Origin of the sequence: Clostridium acetobutylicum ATCC 824 (assembly GCF_000008765.1) — a bacterium.
Lineage (GTDB): Bacteria > Bacillota > Clostridia > Clostridiales > Clostridiaceae > Clostridium_S > Clostridium_S acetobutylicum.
Genome location: NC_003030.1, coordinates 3,597,480 through 3,618,407, shown reverse-complemented (window position 1 = coordinate 3,618,407; position 20,928 = coordinate 3,597,480). Strand labels below are relative to the sequence as shown.

The following is a 20,928-nucleotide window of genomic DNA, read 5'->3' as shown; positions in this document are numbered from 1 at the left end:
ACATATAAATGAAGGAACTATAGTGTTGTATTATAATCTATAGTTCTTTTATTTTAATGGTTGATTTATGTTATTATGTATAAATGAAGGAAGTGAAAGGATGGCTAGTAAATCATATGATGAAGAAAAATTAAATTTTAGACTTTTATCAATAATTTGTATTATTCTAGTTTGTGTATTTTCTTTGTTTTTACAAAATATTAAAGAAATTTATTTATTTCAAAGTATAATATTTACCTTAATAATGATTTTATTTTTTATAATGTATTGGTTTTCTTATATTTTTAAAAATAGATATTGGATATATTTTTTAATTCAAGGAATAATTATTTGTGCATGTGCGTTTTTAATTCAAAAAGGATATCATGCATTATTTATAGGTATTATACCTATTTTAATGTCTCAAAGTGTAGAATTATATTATAATATTTTTAAAATTATATTGACTTTTATTTTCTTGTACTCAATATTTTGTGGTACTGTTGTAATAATTAATGGTGCATACTATTTGCCGGAATTAATACCAGTATTTCTTATAATAATTATTTTTGTAATTGGATACTCAGCTATATTTTTTAAGCAAGTAAAATTAAGAATTCAAACACAAAAGGTTTTAAAGGAACTAGAACTGGCTTATGATAAAGTGGAAGAATTAACCTTAACTAATGAAAGACAAAGAATGGCTAGAGATTTGCACGATACACTTTCTCAAGGTATTGCAGGAATAATAATGCAGCTTGAGGCGGTAAACGCCAATTTAAATAAGAATAATAATAAAAGGGCTCAAGAAATTGTATTAAAAGCTATGGAACATGCTAGAAAAACACTGGCAGATTCAAGACTTGTTATAGAAGATTTAAGGTCAGAAACAGATTTAAATGGTGATTTTATTGATTTAGTGAAAAGTGAAGTGAGTAAATTTAGAAACCTTTCAAGTAGTGAAGTTGAAGTTGATATACAAATGAAATCTCAAATTACAACAAAAATATTGGAGCACCTTTTATATATAATTAGAGAATGTTTAAATAATATTGCAAAGCATGCAAAAGCTGAAAATGTACAGCTCAAGATAATAGAGGAGAGTAGCGAAATAAAGGTAGAAGTAATAGATGATGGTATAGGCTTTGAAGTAGAAAGCTTGAATAAAGTATATGGACATTATGGCATACTTGGGATAACTGAACGAGTTCGTAGTATTAAGGGTGAAATTGAAATAAAAAGTAAGAAGAGATTGGGTACTAATGTAAGTATTATAATACCAATTGAGAAAGGAATATTAAAAGAAAATGAGTAAAAGAAGAATACTAGTGGTAGATGATCACTTTGTAGTTAGAGAGGGGTTAAAGCTCATTTTTGAGTTAGAAGATGAGTACGAGGTTGTTGGTGAAGCTGAAAATGGTGAACAGGCGTTATTACTTATAGATGAACTTAAGCCAGATGTGATTTTAATGGATTTAAGTATGCCTAAAATGAGTGGACTAGATGTACTAAAAGCTTTAAAGGAAAAAGAAAATTCTATTCCAATAATTATTTTAACTACATATAATGAGGATAATTTAATAAAAGAGGGGCTTTCACTAGGAGCAAAGGGGTATCTTCTTAAGGATACTACTAGGGAGGAACTTATAAGAACAGTTGAATCAGCATTTAGGGGAGAATTATTACTTCAACCAGAAGTAAGTAAAGTATTATTTAATGTTAAAAAGAAAGAAAGTACAATAAATACCTCCTTTAATGCATCAATTACAGAGAGGGAACTGTTTATTCTACAGTCAATAGCAAGGGGCTGTAAGAGTAAAGAAATAGCTTTTGATATGGGGATATCAGAAAGAACAGTAAAGGCACACCTGACTAATATTTACAGTAAGCTTCAGGTTTCTTCTAGATCAGAAGCGGTTGCTAAAGCTATAGAAAAGGGAATAATTCATGTTCAAAAATAATATTTAAATGCATCATTGAAAATATACTTCGATGGTGCATTTTTTTTATTTTAAATTAGTAACCAATGTTACAGAAAACTTGAAAGGAATATAGTAAACTTTAAATCACTGAAGCAAGAAATTATTAATTTTTATATAGAAAGAGAAAATAGGAGGACAAACTATGTCAATGTTTTGTTATCAATGTCAAGAAACTGCAGGATGCAAAGGATGTACGGTTAAGGGCGTTTGTGGTAAGGATGAAAGTGTAGCAAAAGCTCAAGATTTATTAATATATGTAACTAAAGGACTAGCAGTAGTTAGCAATGAAGGAATGAAGGTAGGGGTTAAAGACAGCAAGGTTAATAAATATATAGTAGAGAACCTATTTACAACAATAACTAATGCTAATTTTGATAGAGATTCTATTTTAGATAGAGTGAGAGAAACTTTAAGAATAAGAGAAGATTTAAAGGCTAAGGTTGTTAAGGCTGGTGGAAAAGTAGGGGAAGTTAAGGTAAGTGGAGGTTTCTTTAAGAAGTTATTTGGAATTGCAAAAGAAGAAATGGTAGGACCAGATGCTGCAACTTGGACTGCGGACAATGTAATAGAATTTGATGCGAAAGCTGAAAAGGTTGGAGTGCTTTCAACAGAAAATGAAGATATAAGAAGTCTTAGAGAATTAATTACTTATGGATTAAAAGGTTTATCAGCCTACATGAAGCATGCTATGAACTTAAAGTATGATGATGAAACTGTTCATGAATTTATGGCAAAAGCATTGGCAGCAACTTTAGATGACAGTTTAAGCGTAGATCAATTAGTTGCCTTGGCACTTGAAGCTGGTAAGTTCGGTGTAAATGGAATGGCGCTTCTTGACAAAGCAAATACTGAAACCTACGGAAATCCTGAAATAACTACTGTTGATATTGGAGTTAGAAAAAATCCAGGAATATTGATTTCAGGACACGATTTGAGAGATTTAGAAATGTTACTTGAGCAAACAGAGGGAACAGGAGTAGACGTATATACTCATGGAGAAATGCTTGCTGGACAATATTATCCAAAGTTTAAAAAGTATAAAAACTTTGCAGGGAATTATGGTAATGCGTGGTGGAAACAAAAAGAAGAATTTGAGAAGTTTAATGGCCCTATAGTGATGACTACTAACTGTATAGTTATACCAAAGGCTTCCTACAAAAATAGACTGTTTACAACAGGAGCTACAGGTATGCCTGGGTGTCCTCATATAGAAGCTAAAGCTGATGGAACAAAGGATTTCTCAGAAGTTATAAAAATGGCTAAGAAATGCAGTGCACCTACAGAAATAGAAAAGGGACAGATAGTTGGTGGATTTGCACATAATCAAGTTATAGCGCTTGCGGATAAGGTTGTAGCTGCAGTTAAATCGGGGGCTATAAAGAGATTTTTCGTAATGGCTGGATGTGACGGAAGAGCTAATTCAAGAAATTACTATACAGAATTTGCTGAAAAATTGCCTAAGGATACAGTTATATTAACAGCAGGTTGTGCGAAATATAAATACAACAAGCTTAACCTAGGAGATATCGGTGGAATTCCAAGAGTTTTAGATGCTGGACAATGTAATGATTCATATTCCTTAGTTGTTATAGCACTTAAACTGCAAGAGGTATTTAGATTGAAGAGTGTAAATGAGCTTCCTATATCATATAACATAGCTTGGTATGAGCAAAAAGCTGTAATAGTATTATTATCGTTATTACACTTGGGAGTTAAAAATATTCATTTAGGACCAACACTACCAGCATTCCTTTCACCAAATGTGGCAAAGGTATTAGTAGATAACTTTGGAATTGGTGGAATCACTAATGTAGAAGATGATATGAAAATGTTTATGCAAGGTTAAATATTAAAATATGTATAAAAAGAACGCCTTTGTAATTGGGCGTTCTTTTTAATATTCGTCGGATATCAAAACTATTTACAACTAGCCTTGAATATTTTTGTTTCTCCAGCACTTACTTCGTTAACATCCTCCCACTCAAAATCAAAGAGATCTTCTTCACTATTTGTAATTACCATTGGAATCACTGTACTACTTGCATTTTTCTTGATAAAATCCAAATCAATATTAGCGATATTCTGCCCTGCTACGACTTTATCTCCTAAGCCTATAAGAAGTTCAATGCCTTGTCCGTTAAGCATTACAGTTTCTAGTCCAATATGAATAAGTATTTCTTGTCCAAGAGTTGTTTTTAAGGCTAAAGCATGTTTTGTTGGTGCAATTAATATAATCTCGCCATCTACAGGAGCAACAATTCTTCCATCTGATGGTAGTATTGCAACACCTTCTCCCATAGACTTTTCACTAAAAATAGGATCAGGAACATCTTCAATATTTAAAAGTTTTCCTGATGCATAAGCAAATACTGATTCAACCCTATTACTATTTTTTGAAAATAATTTTTTAAACATATATACATCTCCCCATGATTTTATAAGAACATTCTTGATTGTATTAATTAACTACAATCAAGAATATTCAATTATTATACTACAGGTTGTCTAAAATTTAATGAAGTTCATTCCAATAACCTTTATTAGCTTCAATTAAATCTTTTAGTAATTCTTTAGCAACATCAGTATTTACAACTGTACGGTTTAAAACAAGTGCTTGTAATGCTTTTTGATAACTTCCTTCTAAGCAAGCATCAACTGATAACTTTTCATAGGCATACTGATTTTCCATAAGGCCTTTATAAAAGGCAGGGATACTTCCAACAACTAATGGTTCAACTCCATTGCTTCCAACTCGGCATGGAACTTCTACCATCATATCTTTTGAAACATTATTAATAGTGCCCTTATTTTCTGTAATTATTAAGAAAATTTCATTTGTATTATTAGCAATGGCCGTTGCTAAATCAACTATATACTCAGCATGACATCCTACATCACTAGTAAGTTCATACTTAGTGCCATGAATTTTTCCTAAGGATATAATTTTATGCATTCTTTCATAGGTTTCTTTTTCATTTCCATCCATTACTTCATTAGCCCTTGTGTATTCTGGATTTTCCTTATTTCTCATTTTTGCAGGGTATAAATAATACTGAAGATATGTGTTTGGTAAATATTCATCATAATCATTTATCATTTGACTCATAAACTCAAAAGTTGATTTCCAAGATTTCTCTTGAAAAAGAGGTTCTGTTTGAACATCTACTGGAGTTTTTAAAATTTCTCTTAACTTAGGTAAATAATTTTCTCCTGTTTTTTTATCTAAGATATGTGTGAACCATCCAAAATGATTTAATCCGAAATATTTTGGTTCTAAGTCTCTTCTTTTTAATCCAAGTACTGCAGCATAGATATCCATAATTGCAATTGGCATATCACAAATATTAATTATACGATAATCGTTTGGGAATACTCTTTTAGTTGCTTCGGCAACAATTGCAGCAGGATTAGAATAATTTAAAATCCAACACTTGGGAGAATAAGTTCTGATACTTTTTATTAAATCAATAACAGCTGGAACACTTCTAAGCCCGTATGCAAATCCACCTGCCCCACAAGTTTCCTGACCAAGACAGCCATGCTTTAATGAAATTTTTTCATCTTTTTCACGCATCTTTAGTCTTCCTGCACGAATTTGCATAAGAGCAAAATCTATGTCTTCGAACGCTTCTTTTTCGTCAGTGGTCCATATTACTTCTTCTAATTCCGGATAGTATTCTTTAAACAATATTTTTGCATAGTTTCCTACTGTTTCTTGACGTTCGCTTTCATTATCATATAGAACAATCTTCCTTAATGGGAATCTTTCTTTTTGGTTACATAGCATAGCAAGCATATCTGGAGTATAACGACTTCCTCCACCAACAATACAAATTGAATACTTTTTCATTTTACATTACCCCTTTCATTTTATCTAATAAGTTAACTAGATTTTCCTTTGAATTTTCTACAGTCATTCCAATAATAATCTGTACATTATTACCTTTAACAACAATACCCTTTTGTTGAGCTTTTCCTATTATCTCTTTGTTTACCTTGCTGACATCCTTTACATCGATCCTTAAACGTGTAAAACAGTTATTAACCTCTAGGATATTTTCAGCTCCACCTAATCCTTTAATAAATAGTTCAGAATCTTGATCGCTACTACCACTTTTAGAAGAACCATCAGTTACCTCTTTGTTTGAAGAGCTGTTAACTGAATCTTCTCTGCCAGGTGTTTTAATATTGAATTTTCTAATTAAGAAAACAAAGACAAAATACCATACAGCAGTCATTATGATACCAACTGCGAAGAAAATATATATTTTAGAGAGTTTTGGGCTTATTACAGAATTGCAAACTATTGTATCTAGTAGACCATAAATTGAATATGTTCTTGAACCTAAAATCCATAGCAGCATTTCTGAAAAACCGGTGATTATACCATGTACTAACCAAAGCAGTGGAGATATGAAAAGAAATGAAAAGTCAAGGGGTTCTGTGATTCCAGCTACAACTGCAACGAAAAGAGATGGTATAAGTAATCCTTTTACGGCTTTTTTATTTTTAGGTTTTGCGGTTCTTATCATAGCAAGGACAATACCTATGCTTCCAAAAATTTTTGCAAATCCAAAGGTTGCAAATCTTATTGATGGATCAATAGCTGTAAGCTTGCTACTATTACTCATTTCAGAATAAAAAATATTAACAGCGCCCTGTATAGTTTTTCCATCAATATTCAAGCTTCCACCAATTCCTGTGAAACAAAATGGCATCCATAATAAATGATGTAATCCCGTTGGAATTAAAAATCTATTACCAAATGAATATACAAATACACCTAAAGCACCTGCTGTTTTCATGAAACCTGATAAACCATTAATACCATAATTTATAACTGGCCATACATAGCTGAGAAGAATTGCTAATACTAAGGTAATAGGAATCATAACTATAAATACAAATCTTGATCCGCCATAAATTCTAAACATATCACCAAATTCTATTTCGGAAAATTTGTTAAACACATATCCAGTAATACATCCTAATAATATACCTAAGAATACATTCATATCGATTACTTGAAATCCTAATACAGTATTTTGACCAGTTCCAAATAGCCCCATGGCTCCTGATTTGGCTAACATATTTTGTGATGTAAGCCAAGCATTATTACCCGCCAGAAATATAATGTAAACGATTAATGCGATGATAGCCGCATCCACCTTTTTCTTTTTGGCAAAGGCTGTTGTTAATCCAACGCAAAAGATAATAGAAAGATTATTAAGCATAGCATCCATCATTTTCTTTAGCAGTACACCTATAAAAACTATAAATGATGGCATAAAACTAAGTTGCATAATAACAGCTACTGCAAGACCAATTCCCATAACTGTTAAAAACATGACTGGTTGTACTGCAGCTTGTGAAAACTTTTGACTTAATGATAACAATTTTTCTTTCATGAGATAATACCTCCTTTTTTTATTTATCTACAATATAACCTAGTTTATCTTCTGCATCAATACAGTTTTCATGCTTGTGAAAATGTTTACTTAAAGTAAAAAAGTTTACTACCTTATAAATACAAAAATGGGCTAGCAATTCCTATTGCTAGCCCATTTTTATATATATCTAGTCTTTTTCTTTGTGCAAGTATCTTTTGGAGTATTCACCTAATACTAATTCTAATAAGATTATTAAATTAGCGGTAAAGAAGTTTGGTAAGTAGTGTTCCATATCAGATTTCACTCCAGAGACTTCTACTGTTGAATGTGCAATTTTTGCTAGTGGTGATTCTTTATTAGAAGTAAAGGCTACAACCGTAAAATCATTACTAATAGCTTCATTAACTTTTTCAATAATCTCAGCTCGATATCCAGAGTAGGAAAAGAAAAAGTAAAGTCCAGATTTATTATTTCTAAATGCCTCATAATGATAACTGCTGGCTGCATCAAATCCAAATATTAATAATTTTTGCAAGTAATATTCTTTGGCACTATCACAAAGACCTAATGAATCTAAATAGATTTTCTTATCTTTAAATTGCCTCAATATTTCTACAAGCATATCAACATTTTCTTTTAAGTGATCATTTACACTTATGCTATTATTAGAGAAATCTAGTTTTTGTGCATTATTAGCGGTTGAAAGAATAGTATAATACATTTCACTGTAGCCACTATAACCAAGTTTTTTAGATAACTTTATAATTGCTGATTTTGAAACAAAGCATTCCTTTGCTATTATATCTATACCAACCTTTTCATTCTTATTAATATAATTTTGTATTTTATTTAAGATTACCTTTTCAAGTTCTGTTAAAATTGTAGCATTACCCATTTATAAACACCTTCTGTTCATAAAACACATTTTCTTTTAGTATACCATTACATGACTACTTAAAGCTATATAATTGATTGTTTTGACCATAGGGTTATATGAATTTAATATTATAGCCTTTGCATTGAGTAAATTAATGCAAAGGCTATATTTAAAATTTTATTATGATACTGGTTTGATAAACTCCCAGTAAATTGAATCCATATCTCTATCGATTTCCTTCATACCTACTTTTTGGAGTATTCGAGCAGAAGGCTTGTTTTCAATTAAACATTGTGCTTTTACAATTGAAACGTTCTTTTGAAAGTGTATCCAATCCATAATAGCGCTTAACGCTTCAAAACCAAAACCCTTACCTCTTTCATCTTCTACTAAGCAATACCCAACTTCAACTTCTCCTTTTTCATTAGGCTCACTGTGAAAACCAATATCTCCAATCACTTGCATGTTGTCTTTTTTTATAATCATCCAAGTTTCAAAACCACTTGGTACTTTGTTCTTTTCAAGAGTTCTATTTATTATTGGTAAAATATCTTTTGTATCCTTGGTAGGCCATTTTGTGTTTGGATTAATTTGAAGTTTCAAAAGCTCATCATTGCTTCCAACCATTAAGGATTTAACTATTTCTAAGGTTACAGGCATCAAAAGTAGCCTATCTGTATCTATATTTCTTAAAGTCATTTAAATTTCCACCTCTCAGTATAAATAAAGATGGATTATCACCAAAGTTTAGGTAGTAAACCACCCTTTAAATTGTCTGTCTTTGAAATTTTTCATAAGACATCCCCCCTAATCTAAAAGCATAAGAGGATAACAATGGAAAAAAATTAATCCTCTTACATGAATTGTATTATATAACCAATTAAATGTAAATAGTATATATAAAAATTTAGATTAATGATCAAGCTCTCCTTTTTTAGATAAATAGGCTTGAATCATTGGATATAGCTTGTCTATTTTATAAAAAGGCAGTACAAATAATATTATTCCAGATGTAATTGCGGAAGCCCATATGAAATTAAAGGATATAGCAAATTTTGCTGAATAGGCTTGGGAAGCATGTGGAACATAATGCCCAAGTGAGAGAATCAAAGCTGCAAGTCCGGAGCCTACACCCATACCAAATTTTGAACCAAAACTTGACGAAGATGAAAGAAGTCCTTGAGCACGCACACCTGTTTTCCATTCTCCATAATCAACTATGTCAGGAAGCATTGAAAAGGTAACAGCATTGGAAAATCCGCTTCCTAAGGCGCTAATACCATCTGCTATTAAAAGTAGAATAACATTACTTGATATTGCAAATAAAAAACAGCTTATAAGGACAAAAAGAGTCCCTACTATTAATGTATTTCTTTTACCAATTTTGGTTACAAGAATTGGTGTAAGTGCAATAGCTGGAAGAACGCCTATAGTACTTACAAACATAAATATTTGAATCAAATCTTGTCGAGAAATATTATAACTTAAATAATAAACCATACTGGAATTTTTAATATTGAGCCCTATATATGTAAATACATTTACTAAGGTAATAAGTAACCAAGGAAGATTTTTGAGAGTCATAATACTTTTTTTTAGAGGTATTGGATTTCCTTTGTTTGCTAAAATTCTTTCATGGGTTTGGATAAAGGTATTTACAAATAGAAGGCTTGCTATAAATCCAAACAATACCATAGTGAGAAAGAATCCCTTTTGTTTGTTGCCTTCACCCAAAATACTTACAAGAGGTAGTGTGAAGGTACTCACTATTATTGAACCACAGCTGGCTAAAAATATACGTATAGCTGTAGTTTGAGTTCTTTCTTTGTAATCATCAGTTAGACTTGGAAGTATAGCGGTTATAGGAAGATTTATAATAGAATAAACTATATTTAAAGATATATAAGTAATATAAGCATAAATAAGTTTACCATTTGTACTTAAATGTGGAGTGAAAAAGGTTGCTATTGCAATTAAACCATAGGGTACTGAAAACCATAGAAAATAAGGTCGGCACTTACCCCATTTTGTGGAGGTTTTATCTATTATTATTCCTATAATTGGATCTATAAGAGCATCGATAATTCTTGCAGATAAAAGTAATACAGCAATAGAAGCGGTTGAAAGTCCAAAAACATCAGTATAAAAGAACATGATATAAACTGAAACCATTTGAAAAGTCAAAATTGAAGCAGTGTCACCTAAGCCATAACTTATTTTCTCCACCAGTGGGATTTTTATCTTATGCATTTTAAGCGTCCTCCTTAATATACATCACTAAACGTTTTCAAAAGTATGATTTTTCTATCTGCAGTTAAATATTTAAGTATCTATGTCTTTTTTATATTACCATATAAGTAATTATTAATGTGCCAATTTTGCATGAAAGCACCTATGGATGTATTTTTCGCAGTAAATCTACTTATAATAATATTAAAAAGCCAAGGGAGTGAAAGCATGAGTAAGGTATTATATATTAAGGCAAATGCGAAACCAGAGGGAGTTTCTAGGACATTTAAAATATCTGACAGTTTTATTGAGGAATACAGAAATCAAAAACCTAATGATGAAATTATAACACTAGACTTATATAAAGAAGGAATAAGCTTTTTAACAGAAGAGGCTATAAAGCTTCATGTTCCAAAGCAGGGAGAAGGTAAGGACCATCATGTTTTAAAATATGCATATCAATTTGCAGAAGCTGATAAATATGTAATTGCAGCGCCATTTTGGAATTTAAGTTTTCCAGCCATATTAAAGGCGTACATTGATTATATATGTGTTACAGGTATTACTTTTAAGTATACAGAAGAAGGAGCAGTTGGACTATGTCAGGGGAAAAAAGCAGTTCATATAGTTTCTAGAGGTGGTGGATATTCAGAAGGGCCATTTGAAATGTATGAAATGGGAGATAGATACTTACGAACAATATTTGGATTTTTGGGTATAACTGATTTTACAACTATAGTAGCAGAAAAGTTGGATGTTGTAGGTGAAGATGTAGAAGGAATTTTGAGAAATACAATTGAAAAGGCAAAAGAGCAGGCAAAAGAATTTTAGAATATTGTAAAGTTAAAAATGTGGTGAACTATAAGGTACACCACATTTTTTATTTATAAATTTTAAGCCTTCTCGATAGCGTCTACTAATTTTAATACGGATTCTTTTTTAGTTGCCCAACTTGTACAGAAGCGAACAGCACTGTGAGTTTTATTAACTCGTTCCCAATAAGAAAAGGCATAATCTTGTTTTAACTTTTCAATGACAGAATCAGGTAATACAGGGAACTGCTGATTAGTAGTTGAAGGAGATAGAAATGAATATCCCTTTTTATTGCAGGCATCATTTATTAATGTTGCCATTTCGTCTGCATGTCTTGATATCTCAAAATATAAGTCATCTTCAAATAAAGTTGCGAATTGTATACCAAGAAGTCTTCCTTTTGCTAATAGACCACCTTTTTGTTTAATGAAATAACGAAAATCAGATTTTAAAGCTTCATTTGATATAACTAAAGCTTCTCCGAATAAAGCACCTACCTTGGTACCTCCAATATAGAAAGCATCACAAAGCTTAGCTATAGTTGGTAAATCTAAGTCATTATTTTCAGCACAAAGCCCATAACCTAATCTAGCACCATCTATGTATAGTATAAGATTATTTTTTCTGCAGGTTTCACTTATAGAAGTAAGCTCTGCTTTTGAATATATTGTTCCTATTTCAGTTGGATTTGAAATATAAACCATCTTAGGTTGTACAGTATGTTCAGGAGATGCATCATTAAAATGACTATCATAAACATCCTGTATTTGTTTAGCAGTTATCTTACCTTCATTATCTTCCACAGTAAGCACCTTGTGACCAGTGGCTTCTATAGCACCAGTTTCATGAGTATTAACATGGCCAGTTACTACAGTAATTGCTCCTTGGTGAGGTCTCAAGGCAGCTGAAATTACTGTAAGGTTCGTTTGAGTTCCTCCAACTAAAAAGTGAACATCGACGTCTTCACGTTGGCACTTCTTTTTTATTATATTTGCAGCTTCCCTACAATATTGATCTTCCCCATAGCCTATTGTTTGCTCATAATTTGTTATAGTAAGCTTTTCTAATATTTTAGGATGAGCCCCCTCAGTATAATCACAATCAAAACGTAACATAAAATTCCTCCTAATCTTAAGCAATACACGGACGCCACAACCTAGCCCCAATTGCCATTATTAAATGTAATAAATTAAGTATAATATATAAGAAACCAAAAGTGAAACTTAAATTACACATGTACCAAAATGCTATCATTAAAGCATTATGGTACATGCGTAATTTAGTAGTTGAACTTGGTTTCTTAAGGCACTGAGAAAAATTTGTAATACTTTTGTAAAATATTACATTTAGGTCTTGATTTAGAAAAGGATAAGTAGTACGATATAAATATAGTACGAATATCGTATAATATTTATATCGGATTATTTGGAGGGATTTATTATGGAAAACAATAACGAAATTTTTAAAGAAAAATCAAGGGAAAATTTTAATAAAACAGCTGATATATATGATGAAAGTCATGATGGGAAATTTGTAGCACCAATGTACGATGAAATTATAAAGAGAATTCTAAGAGCTAACCCTAAAACAGTATTGGATGTTGGTTGTGGTACTGGGAATGTATTAAAAATACTAGCTAAAGATGAAAATTTAAGCCTATATGGGTTAGATTTATCAGAAAAAATGATCGAAATAGCGAAGAAAAATCTTAAGGGTCGTGCAGAGCTGAAGCTTGGAGATTCAGAAAACATGCCGTGGAAGAGTAATTCATTTGATGTTATTGTATGTAATGCATCCTTTCATCATTATCCAAACCCTAAAAAAGTTTTAATTGAGATGAAAAGAATACTAAAGAAAGATGGAACATTGATTATAGGAGATCCGACAGCACCAGTAATTTATAGACAAATATTAAATTTATATTGTAAAATATCTAATAAAGGGGATTATAAACTATACTCTAAGAAAGAAATTGAAAATATTATGAAAGAGTGCGGGTTTGAACCTTTTAATTTTATTCACATAAATCATGGTAGTTTTGCAGTAAACGCTAAGATAAGATGATAATAAACTGAGGTGACAACAGTATGGACGAGGAATACAAAAGGCAAGTAAAAGAGTTTCATGAACTATGGCACAATATGATTGCTGGATCTAAGCATAAAGATGCAGAGCAGAGATATACAACTATTAAGAAGCTTAGTACCACTGAAATTTCTGTAATAAGGATAATTTCTGAAAAAGAAGAAGTTATAATAAAAGATATTTTAGAAGTACTAAGACTTCCTAAAAGTACACTTACAAGTATGATTGATAGATTGGAGAAAAAAGGGTTCATAGTTAGATCCATAAGTAGTAGGGATAGACGATCATATAGATTAGTTCTTACTGAAAAGGGTAAAAAAGCTCAAAAGGAACACATTAAATTTGAAGAAGAAACTTTTGGAAATGTAATAGAAGCACTAGACACTTATGAAGAAAGAGAAGAGTTTTTAAGGCTTATGAAAAAGATAGCAAAGAATATATTAAAAAACAGTGAAGAAAACTATAAATAGTATATATTTTAGTAAGTTAAATAAGGAGTAAGAAAATGAAAAGTTTAATAGTATTTTATTCACTAGAAGGTCATACAAAGTTCATTGCTGATATTATAGGAAATAATCTAGGTTCTGATTTATTAGAGTTAAAACCTGAAAAAGAAATTCCTAAGACTGGTTTTAAAAAATATTTTTGGGGAGGTAAAAGTGCCATATTTAAGGAAAAGCCAAACTTGCAAAATAAGATTCCAAGTATGGATGAGTATGATACCATAATAATTGGAACTCCAGTTTGGGCAGGGACTTATGCACCACCAATAAACACCTTTATATCAAGTGTACAAATGAAAAATAAGAGGATTGCATTTTTTGCTTGTCATGGTGGTGGTGGTGCAAAAAAATGTTTTGAAAAATTAGAGGAAGCTTTAAAAGGAAATACTTTTATTGGAGAGATTGAATTTAAGGATCCAACGGAAAACGAAAGAGAAAAGGTAACAAAGGAAATTAAGGATTGGATAACAAAGTATTTAGAAAAATAAATTGTTAATTAAAACACTGTTCACATACATTGTGCGCAGTGTTTTTTATTATCTAAAATATAGAATATCTATTTTAGATAAAGAAATAATAATTATATGTGATGTTTTCAGATAAAAAATATAAGAAGAGGTGGTGATTAAATGAAGAATGAATATTTGAATAAGTTAAGTGAGCTTGAATATGCAGAGTTAGCAGATGAACAGGAACAAACATTAAGAGAACTTGAAAGAAGATTTAATAGAGAGTATGGAACAGATTATTATTTTATGGTAATGAAGAAAGATAAGTAAAATAACAAGTTAAATGCCCTCACAGTATTGTGTATATAGAGGGCATTAAATTTATATTTTTAATATGGGGAAATTAAGCTTGAACCAGATATATTTACGAAAGTACTAGAAGGAGTGAAGTTTTTTCCATCCCAGGATAAAAGATTTTGTACATATCCCAAGGTATCAGCATTGTAGGTACCTATTATGCGCTGGAATGCAAGTAAGTTATAAAAATCTAGAAGCTCATTGCTTACAATAGGAACTAATGCTCCTAGGGCAAGAACATCACCATCCACAGGTTTTATTAATTTACCGTTTTCATAATAGTATTGAGATAGAACATCATATCCCTTGTAGCTTATATCTAATATGAAAAGCTTATTTAGTGTAATAGCACCTACATTAACTTTGTAAAGATCATCATAGTCTACTTTGTATTTATATTCTTTATTGTATGCGTCAAAGTTAAAGATTTCTCGAAAAGTATTTTCCATAAAGGAATAAATATAAAAGAAACCGTAGCCTCCACTTCCACCAGAATCAATGCTTATTTTTATATCGTAAACTCTGTTTTTAGTAAAATCACCGAGAAATATTGTAGGATTATATCCTGAGTTAAATTCTGGTGTAATAGTTGTAGTATTGCCTGTGCTACCATCTGTAATAATAACAGTTATGTCGTCGGCAAAAATTTCAGAGGGAGCTTCTTTTTCTCCATATAAGGATACTGTATCAGGAATATCATCTCCAGTTACATCTCCTACCTTTCTATCAAGTAGATAAACGTTTTTATAATTCCTGTAATAAGATTCTATATTATAATCTGAAAAAGTACCCCAGTTCTCTATTTTATTGAAGTTTGGATTAGTTGATATGAAAAAAACTGTTATTGGTGCATTGTCTAAGTATGGATGGGCGTTAAAGAATCTTTTATCTCCGTATCTTATAGCTTCTAAAGCAAGAGGTAGCTCACGTCTAAAGATTTTATTTCTTATGGCTGTTGTCTTAGGACCAAGTCTTCCGTCTACATGTAAGAATACTTGATAAGAGTAATCTTGAGATTTTTTTACCCATTCTCCAAGTACCTCATCTCTCATAGTGGTCATTTTATTATAGGCATAAGTTAATCCAATATTAAGAAAGAGTTTTGCAGTTATATCTGAGTGAGTAAGAGTGTAGCGTCTAGGAATAATAGGTTCAGTAGCTGTTATGCCATTTCCAAAATCTACAGAAAGTTTTTGTGGATTTAATATCATTGATTTGCTCCTGCACAAGTGTTTCAATATAAACAATATATGCTCATATAGGTTCTTAGGTTCATAGTATTTTATAATAAAAAGCAAAAATAGGAGTGAATCACTCCTATTTTTGCTATGATAGTTCAAAAGCTCCGGTATAAAGTTGATAGTACTTTCCTTTTTGCATTATTAAGTCATCATGACTTCCTCTTTCAATTATTCGTCCTTGTTCAAGAACCATTATTACATCTGAGTTTTTTACAGTTGAAAGCCTATGTGCAATTACGAAAACAGTCCTTCCATGCATAAGCTTATCCATTCCATCTTGAACAATGGCTTCTGTTCTAGTATCGATACTTGAAGTAGCTTCATCCAAAATTAAAACAGGAGGATCAGCAATGGCAGCTCTTGCTATTGTAAGAAGTTGTTTTTGGCCTTGTGAGATATTAGCACCATCACCTGTAAGAATTGTATCGTATCCATTTGGCAGATGATTTATAAACTGATCAGCGTTTGCAAGCTTAGCGGCAGCAATTACCTCTTCATCTGTTGCGTCTAACTTACCATATCTAATATTATCAGCAACTGTTCCTGTAAATAAATGAGGATCTTGAAGCACTACTCCAAGTGATCTTCTTAAATCGTCTTTTTTAATTTTTTCTATATTAATACCATCATATCGTATCTTACCGGCATTAATGTCATAGAAACGGTTAATCAAATTAGTTATGGTAGTTTTTCCGGCTCCAGTAGCACCTACAAAAGCTACTTTTTCTCCTGGTTTTGCATAAAGATTTATGCTGTGTAGTATTACTTTTTCAGAATTATATCCGAAATCAACATTTTCAAAGACTACATCGCCAAGAAGCTTTGTAAATGTCGTTGACCCATCACTGTGAGGGTGTTTCCATGCCCAGGTACCCGTATGCTCATTAGTTTCAGATAATTGTCCATTTTCATTTTCTTTTGCATTAACCAAGGTAACATAGCCTTCATCTGTTTCTGCTGGCTCATCTATAAGCTTAAAGATACGCTCAGCTCCAGCTAATGCCATCACTATAAAGTTAAATTGCTGAGATAACTGATTGGTTGTTTGACTAAATATTCTAGTAAGTTGTAAGAAAGATGCGATAGCACCAAGGGTAAAGCCCCAAAAGTTTCCTATGGCTAGTACAGAACCAAAGATGGCAACTAGTACATAATTTATATAACCTATGTTAGCCATAATAGGCATAAGTATATTTGCAAATTTATTTGCATTATTAGCGCTATCATAAAGTTTGTCATTTAGTTCATCAAATTTAAGTTTTGCTTCCTCCTCATGACAAAATACCTTTACTACCTTTTGCCCCTCCATCATCTCTTGAATATATCCGTTTACAACACCTAAATCCTTTTGCTGAAGCTTGAAGTATTTTCCGCTTTTAGAGCCGATGACCTTAGTTACATAAAGTATTACAAGTATAATTATCACCTGAAGAATTGTAAGGGGAATGCTTAAATATATCATAGAAATTAATGTACCAATAATAGTTACGGCGCCTGAAAGAAGTTGTGGTATACCTTGTTCAATCATTTGTCTAAGTGAATCGGTATCATTTGTGTATATGCTCATTATATCTCCGTGAGCATGTGTATCAAAAAAACTTATTGGCAAGGACTCCATGTGCTTAAAAATCTCATCTCGTAATCTTTTAAGGGAGCCTTGAGTTATTGAAACCATTAAGCGGCTATATATATATGTTGACAAAACACCTACGTAGTAGATTAATCCCATTGTAAGCACAATCTTTAGAAGAGGACCAAAATCTTTTACTGGTGCCTTTAAAAGCGGAGTTATATAGTCATCAATTAAATTCCTTATAAACAATGTACCAACTACGTTAGAAATGGCACTTATAAAGATAGTGAAAATTACTACAAAAAATAATAACTTATATTGTGTAAATACGTATAGTAATAATCTTTTTAGTGTTTTTAGTGGTGATCCTTTTGGAGCATTATTTTTCTTCATCACTATCATATCCCTTCATCTGAGATTCGTAGACTTCTCTATAGATGTTATTTGTTTTTATCAAATTTTCATGAGTATCAAAAGCGTCTATTTTACCATCATTTAAAACAATAATTCTATCAGCATCTTCAACGGAAGATATACGTTGTGCAATTATAAGTTTTGTGGTATCAGGTATAGTCTGCTTAAAAGCCTTTCTAATTAAGGCATCAGTTTTTGTATCTACAGCACTTGTAGAATCATCCAAAATAAGTATCTTGGGTTTTTTTAGTAAGGCTCTCGCAATACAAAGTCTTTGTTTTTGACCACCGGAGACATTGTTTCCGCCTTCTTCAATGAAGGTGTCGTATTTATTAGGGAGAGTTTCTATGAATTCCTCTGCTTGAGCTTGCCTACATGCCTCAACAAGTTCTTCATCAGAAGCGTTTTTATTTCCCCATCTTAGGTTTTCTTTTATGCTACCTGAAAATAACACATTTTTTTGAAGCACCATGGAAACTTCATTTCTGAGGGTTTCTATATCGTACTTTCTAACATCTAGTCCACCAACTTTAATAGAACCGTTTGTTACATCATATAATCTTGGAATAAGTTGAACGAAAGTGGATTTTGCGCTTCCGGTTCCTCCTATGATACCTATAGTTTCACCAGAATTAATTTTTATATCTACATTCCTTAAAAGCATATTATCTTTAGAGTATCCGAAATCAACGTTATTAAAGCATATTGATCCATCCTTTACCTCGTATATAGGATCTTCACCATTAGATAAAGTACTCTTTTCATCTAAAACCTCTACAATTCTTTCAGCAGAGGATTTTGCCATAATTACCATTACAAATACCATAGAAATAACCATTAAACTTATCATTATGTTAGTTGTATATGTGAATAAACTCATTAATTGGCCAGTTGTCATGGATTTTGTGACAATCATTTTTGCTCCAAGCCAGGATAAAAGCAAAATACAAGTATATACTGTAAACTGCATTAGTGGAGCATTTAGTATAATAATCTTCTCTGCTTTTACAAAGTATTTATACAAGATATCAGAAGCTGAATGAAACTTATCAACTTCATGTTCTTCCCTAACATAAGCTTTTACGGCACGAATTGCAGTTAGGTTTTCTTGTACACTGGCATTTAATTCATCATACTTTTTAAAAACTCTTTTGAAATATGGGTGAACTGTGGTCATTATGAAGTACAAGAATATGCCAAGAAAAATAATTGCACCTAAAAATACTAGGGACAGCTTAGAATTTATATAAAAACACATAGCCATGGCCGAAATTAGCATAATAGGGGCTCTTGCAAACATTCTTATTATCATTTGAAATGCGTTTTGAACATTTGTAACATCGGTGGTTAATCTGGTTATCAAACCAGCTGTAGAATACTTGTCTATATTCGAGAAAGAAAAGTCCTGTATGTTGTAATACATACCCTTTCTCAAGTTTCTAGCAAATCCGGCAGAGGCCTTAGCTGCATATTTACCAGCTAGGGCGCCGAAGGATAAAGATGCAAAAGCTGCTATTATCATAATAGCTCCAACGATACATACATATTGTATATTTCCTTTTCCTACGCCATTGTCAATTATTTTAGACATCAATAGTGGAATAATAACTTCCATAGCTACTTCACCTATAACAAATATTGGTGTAACAATAGTGGCTTTTTTAAACTCTTTTATGTAGCTTACTAATTTCTTTATCATAAATATCCTCCTTTTGTTAGGTTTCTAACTAATAGTGCAAAAAAAAATTGCGACTAATCAACAATTTTTTTTGAAATTCTATCGAGTGAATCAATTAATACGTGAAGCTCATCATTATCAAATTCATTTATTAAGGAGTTTTCTAATTTGATAATAGCGTCATACACCTTCTTATCTAGTTCCAAGCCTTTTTCAGTAAGAACTATTTTTTTTAGACGTGCATCATCCGAGACACTAACTCTTTTGATATATCCTTTTTTCTCCATAAGTTGAAGTGCACTTGTAACTGAAGAACGCCTAATATCAAACTCTTCTTCAATATCCTTTTGAAATATGTCTTGTGTAGATGATCTATGATGAATAAAACCAATAAGCTTAGCCTGAACACCTGTAAGCCCAAAAGCCGAAGCCTCTTTATTTAACTGTCTGCTAATTTTATTGGAAAGGTTAAGTATGATTTTACCAATACGTATATTGTCCTCCATTGTTATACTCCTATAGTTTTGTTAGATTTCTAACTAATTATATATTTAATTTATACTATTTGTCAATAAAACATAGAGATAAATAACAAAAATTAAACAAAAATAGCTTCACTTGATAATTATTGCGACTAATAAATATATATACCCTTGAGCTGTGTTTATGATAAAAGTGTTGGATATGTTATAATATAGAAAAGATTACATATTTAATTAAAAAAGGAATTGATATTTATAGAGGTGAGAACAAAAGCTATGATTTTTGTTATGCTGATTATCTATTTTATATTGCTAATATCAATTAGGATGCAAATGCATAAGGCTCAGAAAATGTCTAGGACAAGCAGTAAAGACATAAAGCTTATTTTAATTTCACTTTTAGTAATAGGCGTATTTTGTGGAGTAAGTTATGAATTCAATATAAGGTATAATTACAAATACTCATACGTAATTGGTGTTGGCATTCTCTACTTGATTTCACTTTTCATACATCGTAAAGCACTTAAAGACTTAGGAGGGCAAAATTGGGCGGATTCATCTATACCTAGGGATGGTGCAGAGTTAGTTACTACAGGCTTATACTCAGTTATAAGACATCCAATATATTTAGCATTTATATTAGAAGGGATTTCGGTTAGCTTGGCATCACCATATTTTATTGGAGTGGGAATATGTGAGTGTTCCTTGTGTTTTTATAGAATAAAGTTTTCTAAAGAAGAAGAGTATTTAGAAAAAAGGTATGGAAATAAATATATTAAGTATAAAGAAAAGGTTAAGTATAGAATTATACCTTATATATACTAATAATGAAATAACACGAAAATAGTTTCATATAATTATTAAGAATAAATAATT

19 protein-coding genes and 1 pseudogene are annotated in these 20,928 nt (G+C 31.3%); 9 read left to right on the top strand and 11 right to left on the bottom strand.

What is annotated here, in order from left to right:
• Window positions 1-100: 100 nt before the first annotated feature.
• From CA_RS17640 to hcp, 3 genes are all read left to right on the top strand, one after another.
• Window positions 101-1,294, top strand: coding sequence for a sensor histidine kinase (locus tag CA_RS17640; protein WP_010966700.1), 1,194 nt, complete (start codon window positions 101-103; stop codon window positions 1,292-1,294).
• Window positions 1,287-1,940, top strand: coding sequence for a response regulator (locus CA_RS17635; protein ID WP_010966699.1), 654 nt, complete (start codon window positions 1,287-1,289; stop codon window positions 1,938-1,940). The genes CA_RS17640 and CA_RS17635 overlap by 8 nt, the downstream gene beginning before the upstream one ends.
• Window positions 1,941-2,103: 163 nt before the next feature.
• Window positions 2,104-3,807 carry a hydroxylamine reductase gene (hcp, locus tag CA_RS17630; protein ID WP_010966698.1) on the top strand — a complete coding sequence of 568 codons (1,704 nt, stop codon included), beginning with the start codon at window positions 2,104-2,106 and terminating at the stop codon, window positions 3,805-3,807.
• 71 nt (window positions 3,808-3,878) lie between these two features.
• Here hcp and CA_RS17625 read toward each other — a convergent pair whose 3' ends face one another.
• The 6 genes from CA_RS17625 to CA_RS17600 all read right to left on the bottom strand — a co-directional run bounded on the left by CA_RS17625 (window position 3,879) and on the right by CA_RS17600 (window position 10,478).
• Window positions 3,879-4,376 carry a PTS sugar transporter subunit IIA gene (locus CA_RS17625; protein WP_010966697.1) on the bottom strand — a complete coding sequence of 166 codons (498 nt, stop codon included), beginning with the start codon at window positions 4,374-4,376 and terminating at the stop codon, window positions 3,879-3,881.
• A gap of 97 nt (window positions 4,377-4,473) precedes the next feature.
• Window positions 4,474-5,811 carry a 6-phospho-alpha-glucosidase gene (locus tag CA_RS17620; RefSeq protein WP_010966696.1) on the bottom strand — a complete coding sequence of 446 codons (1,338 nt, stop codon included), beginning with the start codon at window positions 5,809-5,811 and terminating at the stop codon, window positions 4,474-4,476.
• A 1-nt stretch (window position 5,812) separates the two neighbouring features.
• Complete coding sequence (locus tag CA_RS17615; RefSeq protein ID WP_010966695.1) at window positions 5,813-7,369, bottom strand: PTS transporter subunit EIIC; 1,557 nt, start codon at window positions 7,367-7,369, stop codon at window positions 5,813-5,815.
• Window positions 7,370-7,538: 169 nt separating this feature from the next.
• On the bottom strand, window positions 7,539-8,246 hold the full coding sequence (locus CA_RS17610) for a MurR/RpiR family transcriptional regulator (protein ID WP_010966694.1): 708 nt from the start codon (window positions 8,244-8,246) through the stop codon (window positions 7,539-7,541).
• A 162-nt stretch (window positions 8,247-8,408) separates the two neighbouring features.
• The gene (locus CA_RS17605) at window positions 8,409-8,927 is read right to left on the bottom strand and encodes a GNAT family N-acetyltransferase (RefSeq protein ID WP_010966693.1); all 519 of its coding nucleotides are present in this window, start codon (window positions 8,925-8,927) and stop codon (window positions 8,409-8,411) included.
• A gap of 213 nt (window positions 8,928-9,140) precedes the next feature.
• A complete protein-coding gene (locus CA_RS17600) occupies window positions 9,141-10,478 on the bottom strand; it encodes an MFS transporter (protein ID WP_010966692.1) in 1,338 nt (445 codons plus the stop codon).
• Window positions 10,479-10,685: 207 nt separating this feature from the next.
• On the opposite strand from CA_RS17600, the gene CA_RS17595 reads away from it, so the two are divergent.
• Window positions 10,686-11,288 carry an FMN-dependent NADH-azoreductase gene (locus tag CA_RS17595; protein ID WP_010966691.1) on the top strand — a complete coding sequence of 201 codons (603 nt, stop codon included), beginning with the start codon at window positions 10,686-10,688 and terminating at the stop codon, window positions 11,286-11,288.
• Window positions 11,289-11,350: 62 nt separating this feature from the next.
• Here CA_RS17595 and CA_RS17590 read toward each other — a convergent pair whose 3' ends face one another.
• Window positions 11,351-12,385: a threonine aldolase family protein gene (locus tag CA_RS17590; RefSeq protein ID WP_010966690.1), complete on the bottom strand. Its 1,035-nt coding sequence runs from the start codon at window positions 12,383-12,385 to the stop codon at window positions 11,351-11,353.
• 325 nt (window positions 12,386-12,710) lie between these two features.
• On the opposite strand from CA_RS17590, the gene CA_RS17585 reads away from it, so the two are divergent.
• The 4 genes from CA_RS17585 to CA_RS17570 all read left to right on the top strand — a co-directional run bounded on the left by CA_RS17585 (window position 12,711) and on the right by CA_RS17570 (window position 14,637).
• On the top strand, window positions 12,711-13,334 hold the full coding sequence (locus tag CA_RS17585) for a class I SAM-dependent methyltransferase (RefSeq protein WP_010966689.1): 624 nt from the start codon (window positions 12,711-12,713) through the stop codon (window positions 13,332-13,334).
• A gap of 23 nt (window positions 13,335-13,357) precedes the next feature.
• Window positions 13,358-13,825, top strand: coding sequence for a MarR family winged helix-turn-helix transcriptional regulator (locus CA_RS17580; RefSeq protein ID WP_010966688.1), 468 nt, complete (start codon window positions 13,358-13,360; stop codon window positions 13,823-13,825).
• Window positions 13,826-13,860: 35 nt separating this feature from the next.
• Entirely contained in the window at window positions 13,861-14,346 is a 486-nt protein-coding gene (locus tag CA_RS17575) for a flavodoxin family protein (RefSeq protein WP_010966687.1), read from the top strand.
• Window positions 14,347-14,487: 141 nt separating this feature from the next.
• Window positions 14,488-14,637, top strand: a complete 150-nt coding sequence (locus tag CA_RS17570; protein ID WP_013913617.1) for a hypothetical protein — start codon at window positions 14,488-14,490, stop codon at window positions 14,635-14,637.
• 791 nt (window positions 14,638-15,428) lie between these two features.
• Here the strand turns inward: CA_RS17570 and CA_RS20270 are convergent.
• The 4 genes and pseudogenes from CA_RS20270 to CA_RS17550 all read right to left on the bottom strand — a co-directional run.
• A pseudogene (locus CA_RS20270) lies at window positions 15,429-15,875 on the bottom strand (staygreen family protein); the annotation flags it as partial.
• Between the two features lie 115 nt (window positions 15,876-15,990).
• Window positions 15,991-17,880, bottom strand: a complete 1,890-nt coding sequence (locus tag CA_RS17560) for an ABC transporter ATP-binding protein (RefSeq protein WP_420896869.1) — start codon at window positions 17,878-17,880, stop codon at window positions 15,991-15,993.
• Entirely contained in the window at window positions 17,858-19,591 is a 1,734-nt protein-coding gene (locus tag CA_RS17555) for an ABC transporter ATP-binding protein (RefSeq protein ID WP_010966684.1), read from the bottom strand. Before CA_RS17555 ends, CA_RS17560 begins: the two co-directional genes overlap by 23 nt.
• A 53-nt stretch (window positions 19,592-19,644) precedes the next feature.
• Window positions 19,645-20,076 (bottom strand): MarR family winged helix-turn-helix transcriptional regulator, encoded by a 432-nt coding sequence (locus CA_RS17550; RefSeq protein ID WP_010966683.1) that lies wholly within the window; start codon window positions 20,074-20,076, stop codon window positions 19,645-19,647.
• A 309-nt stretch (window positions 20,077-20,385) separates the two neighbouring features.
• Here CA_RS17550 and CA_RS17545 point away from each other — a divergent pair, with 309 nt between their 5' ends.
• A complete protein-coding gene (locus CA_RS17545; RefSeq protein ID WP_241395372.1) occupies window positions 20,386-20,877 on the top strand; it encodes a methyltransferase family protein in 492 nt (163 codons plus the stop codon).
• The last annotated feature ends 51 nt before the right edge of the window (window positions 20,878-20,928 follow it).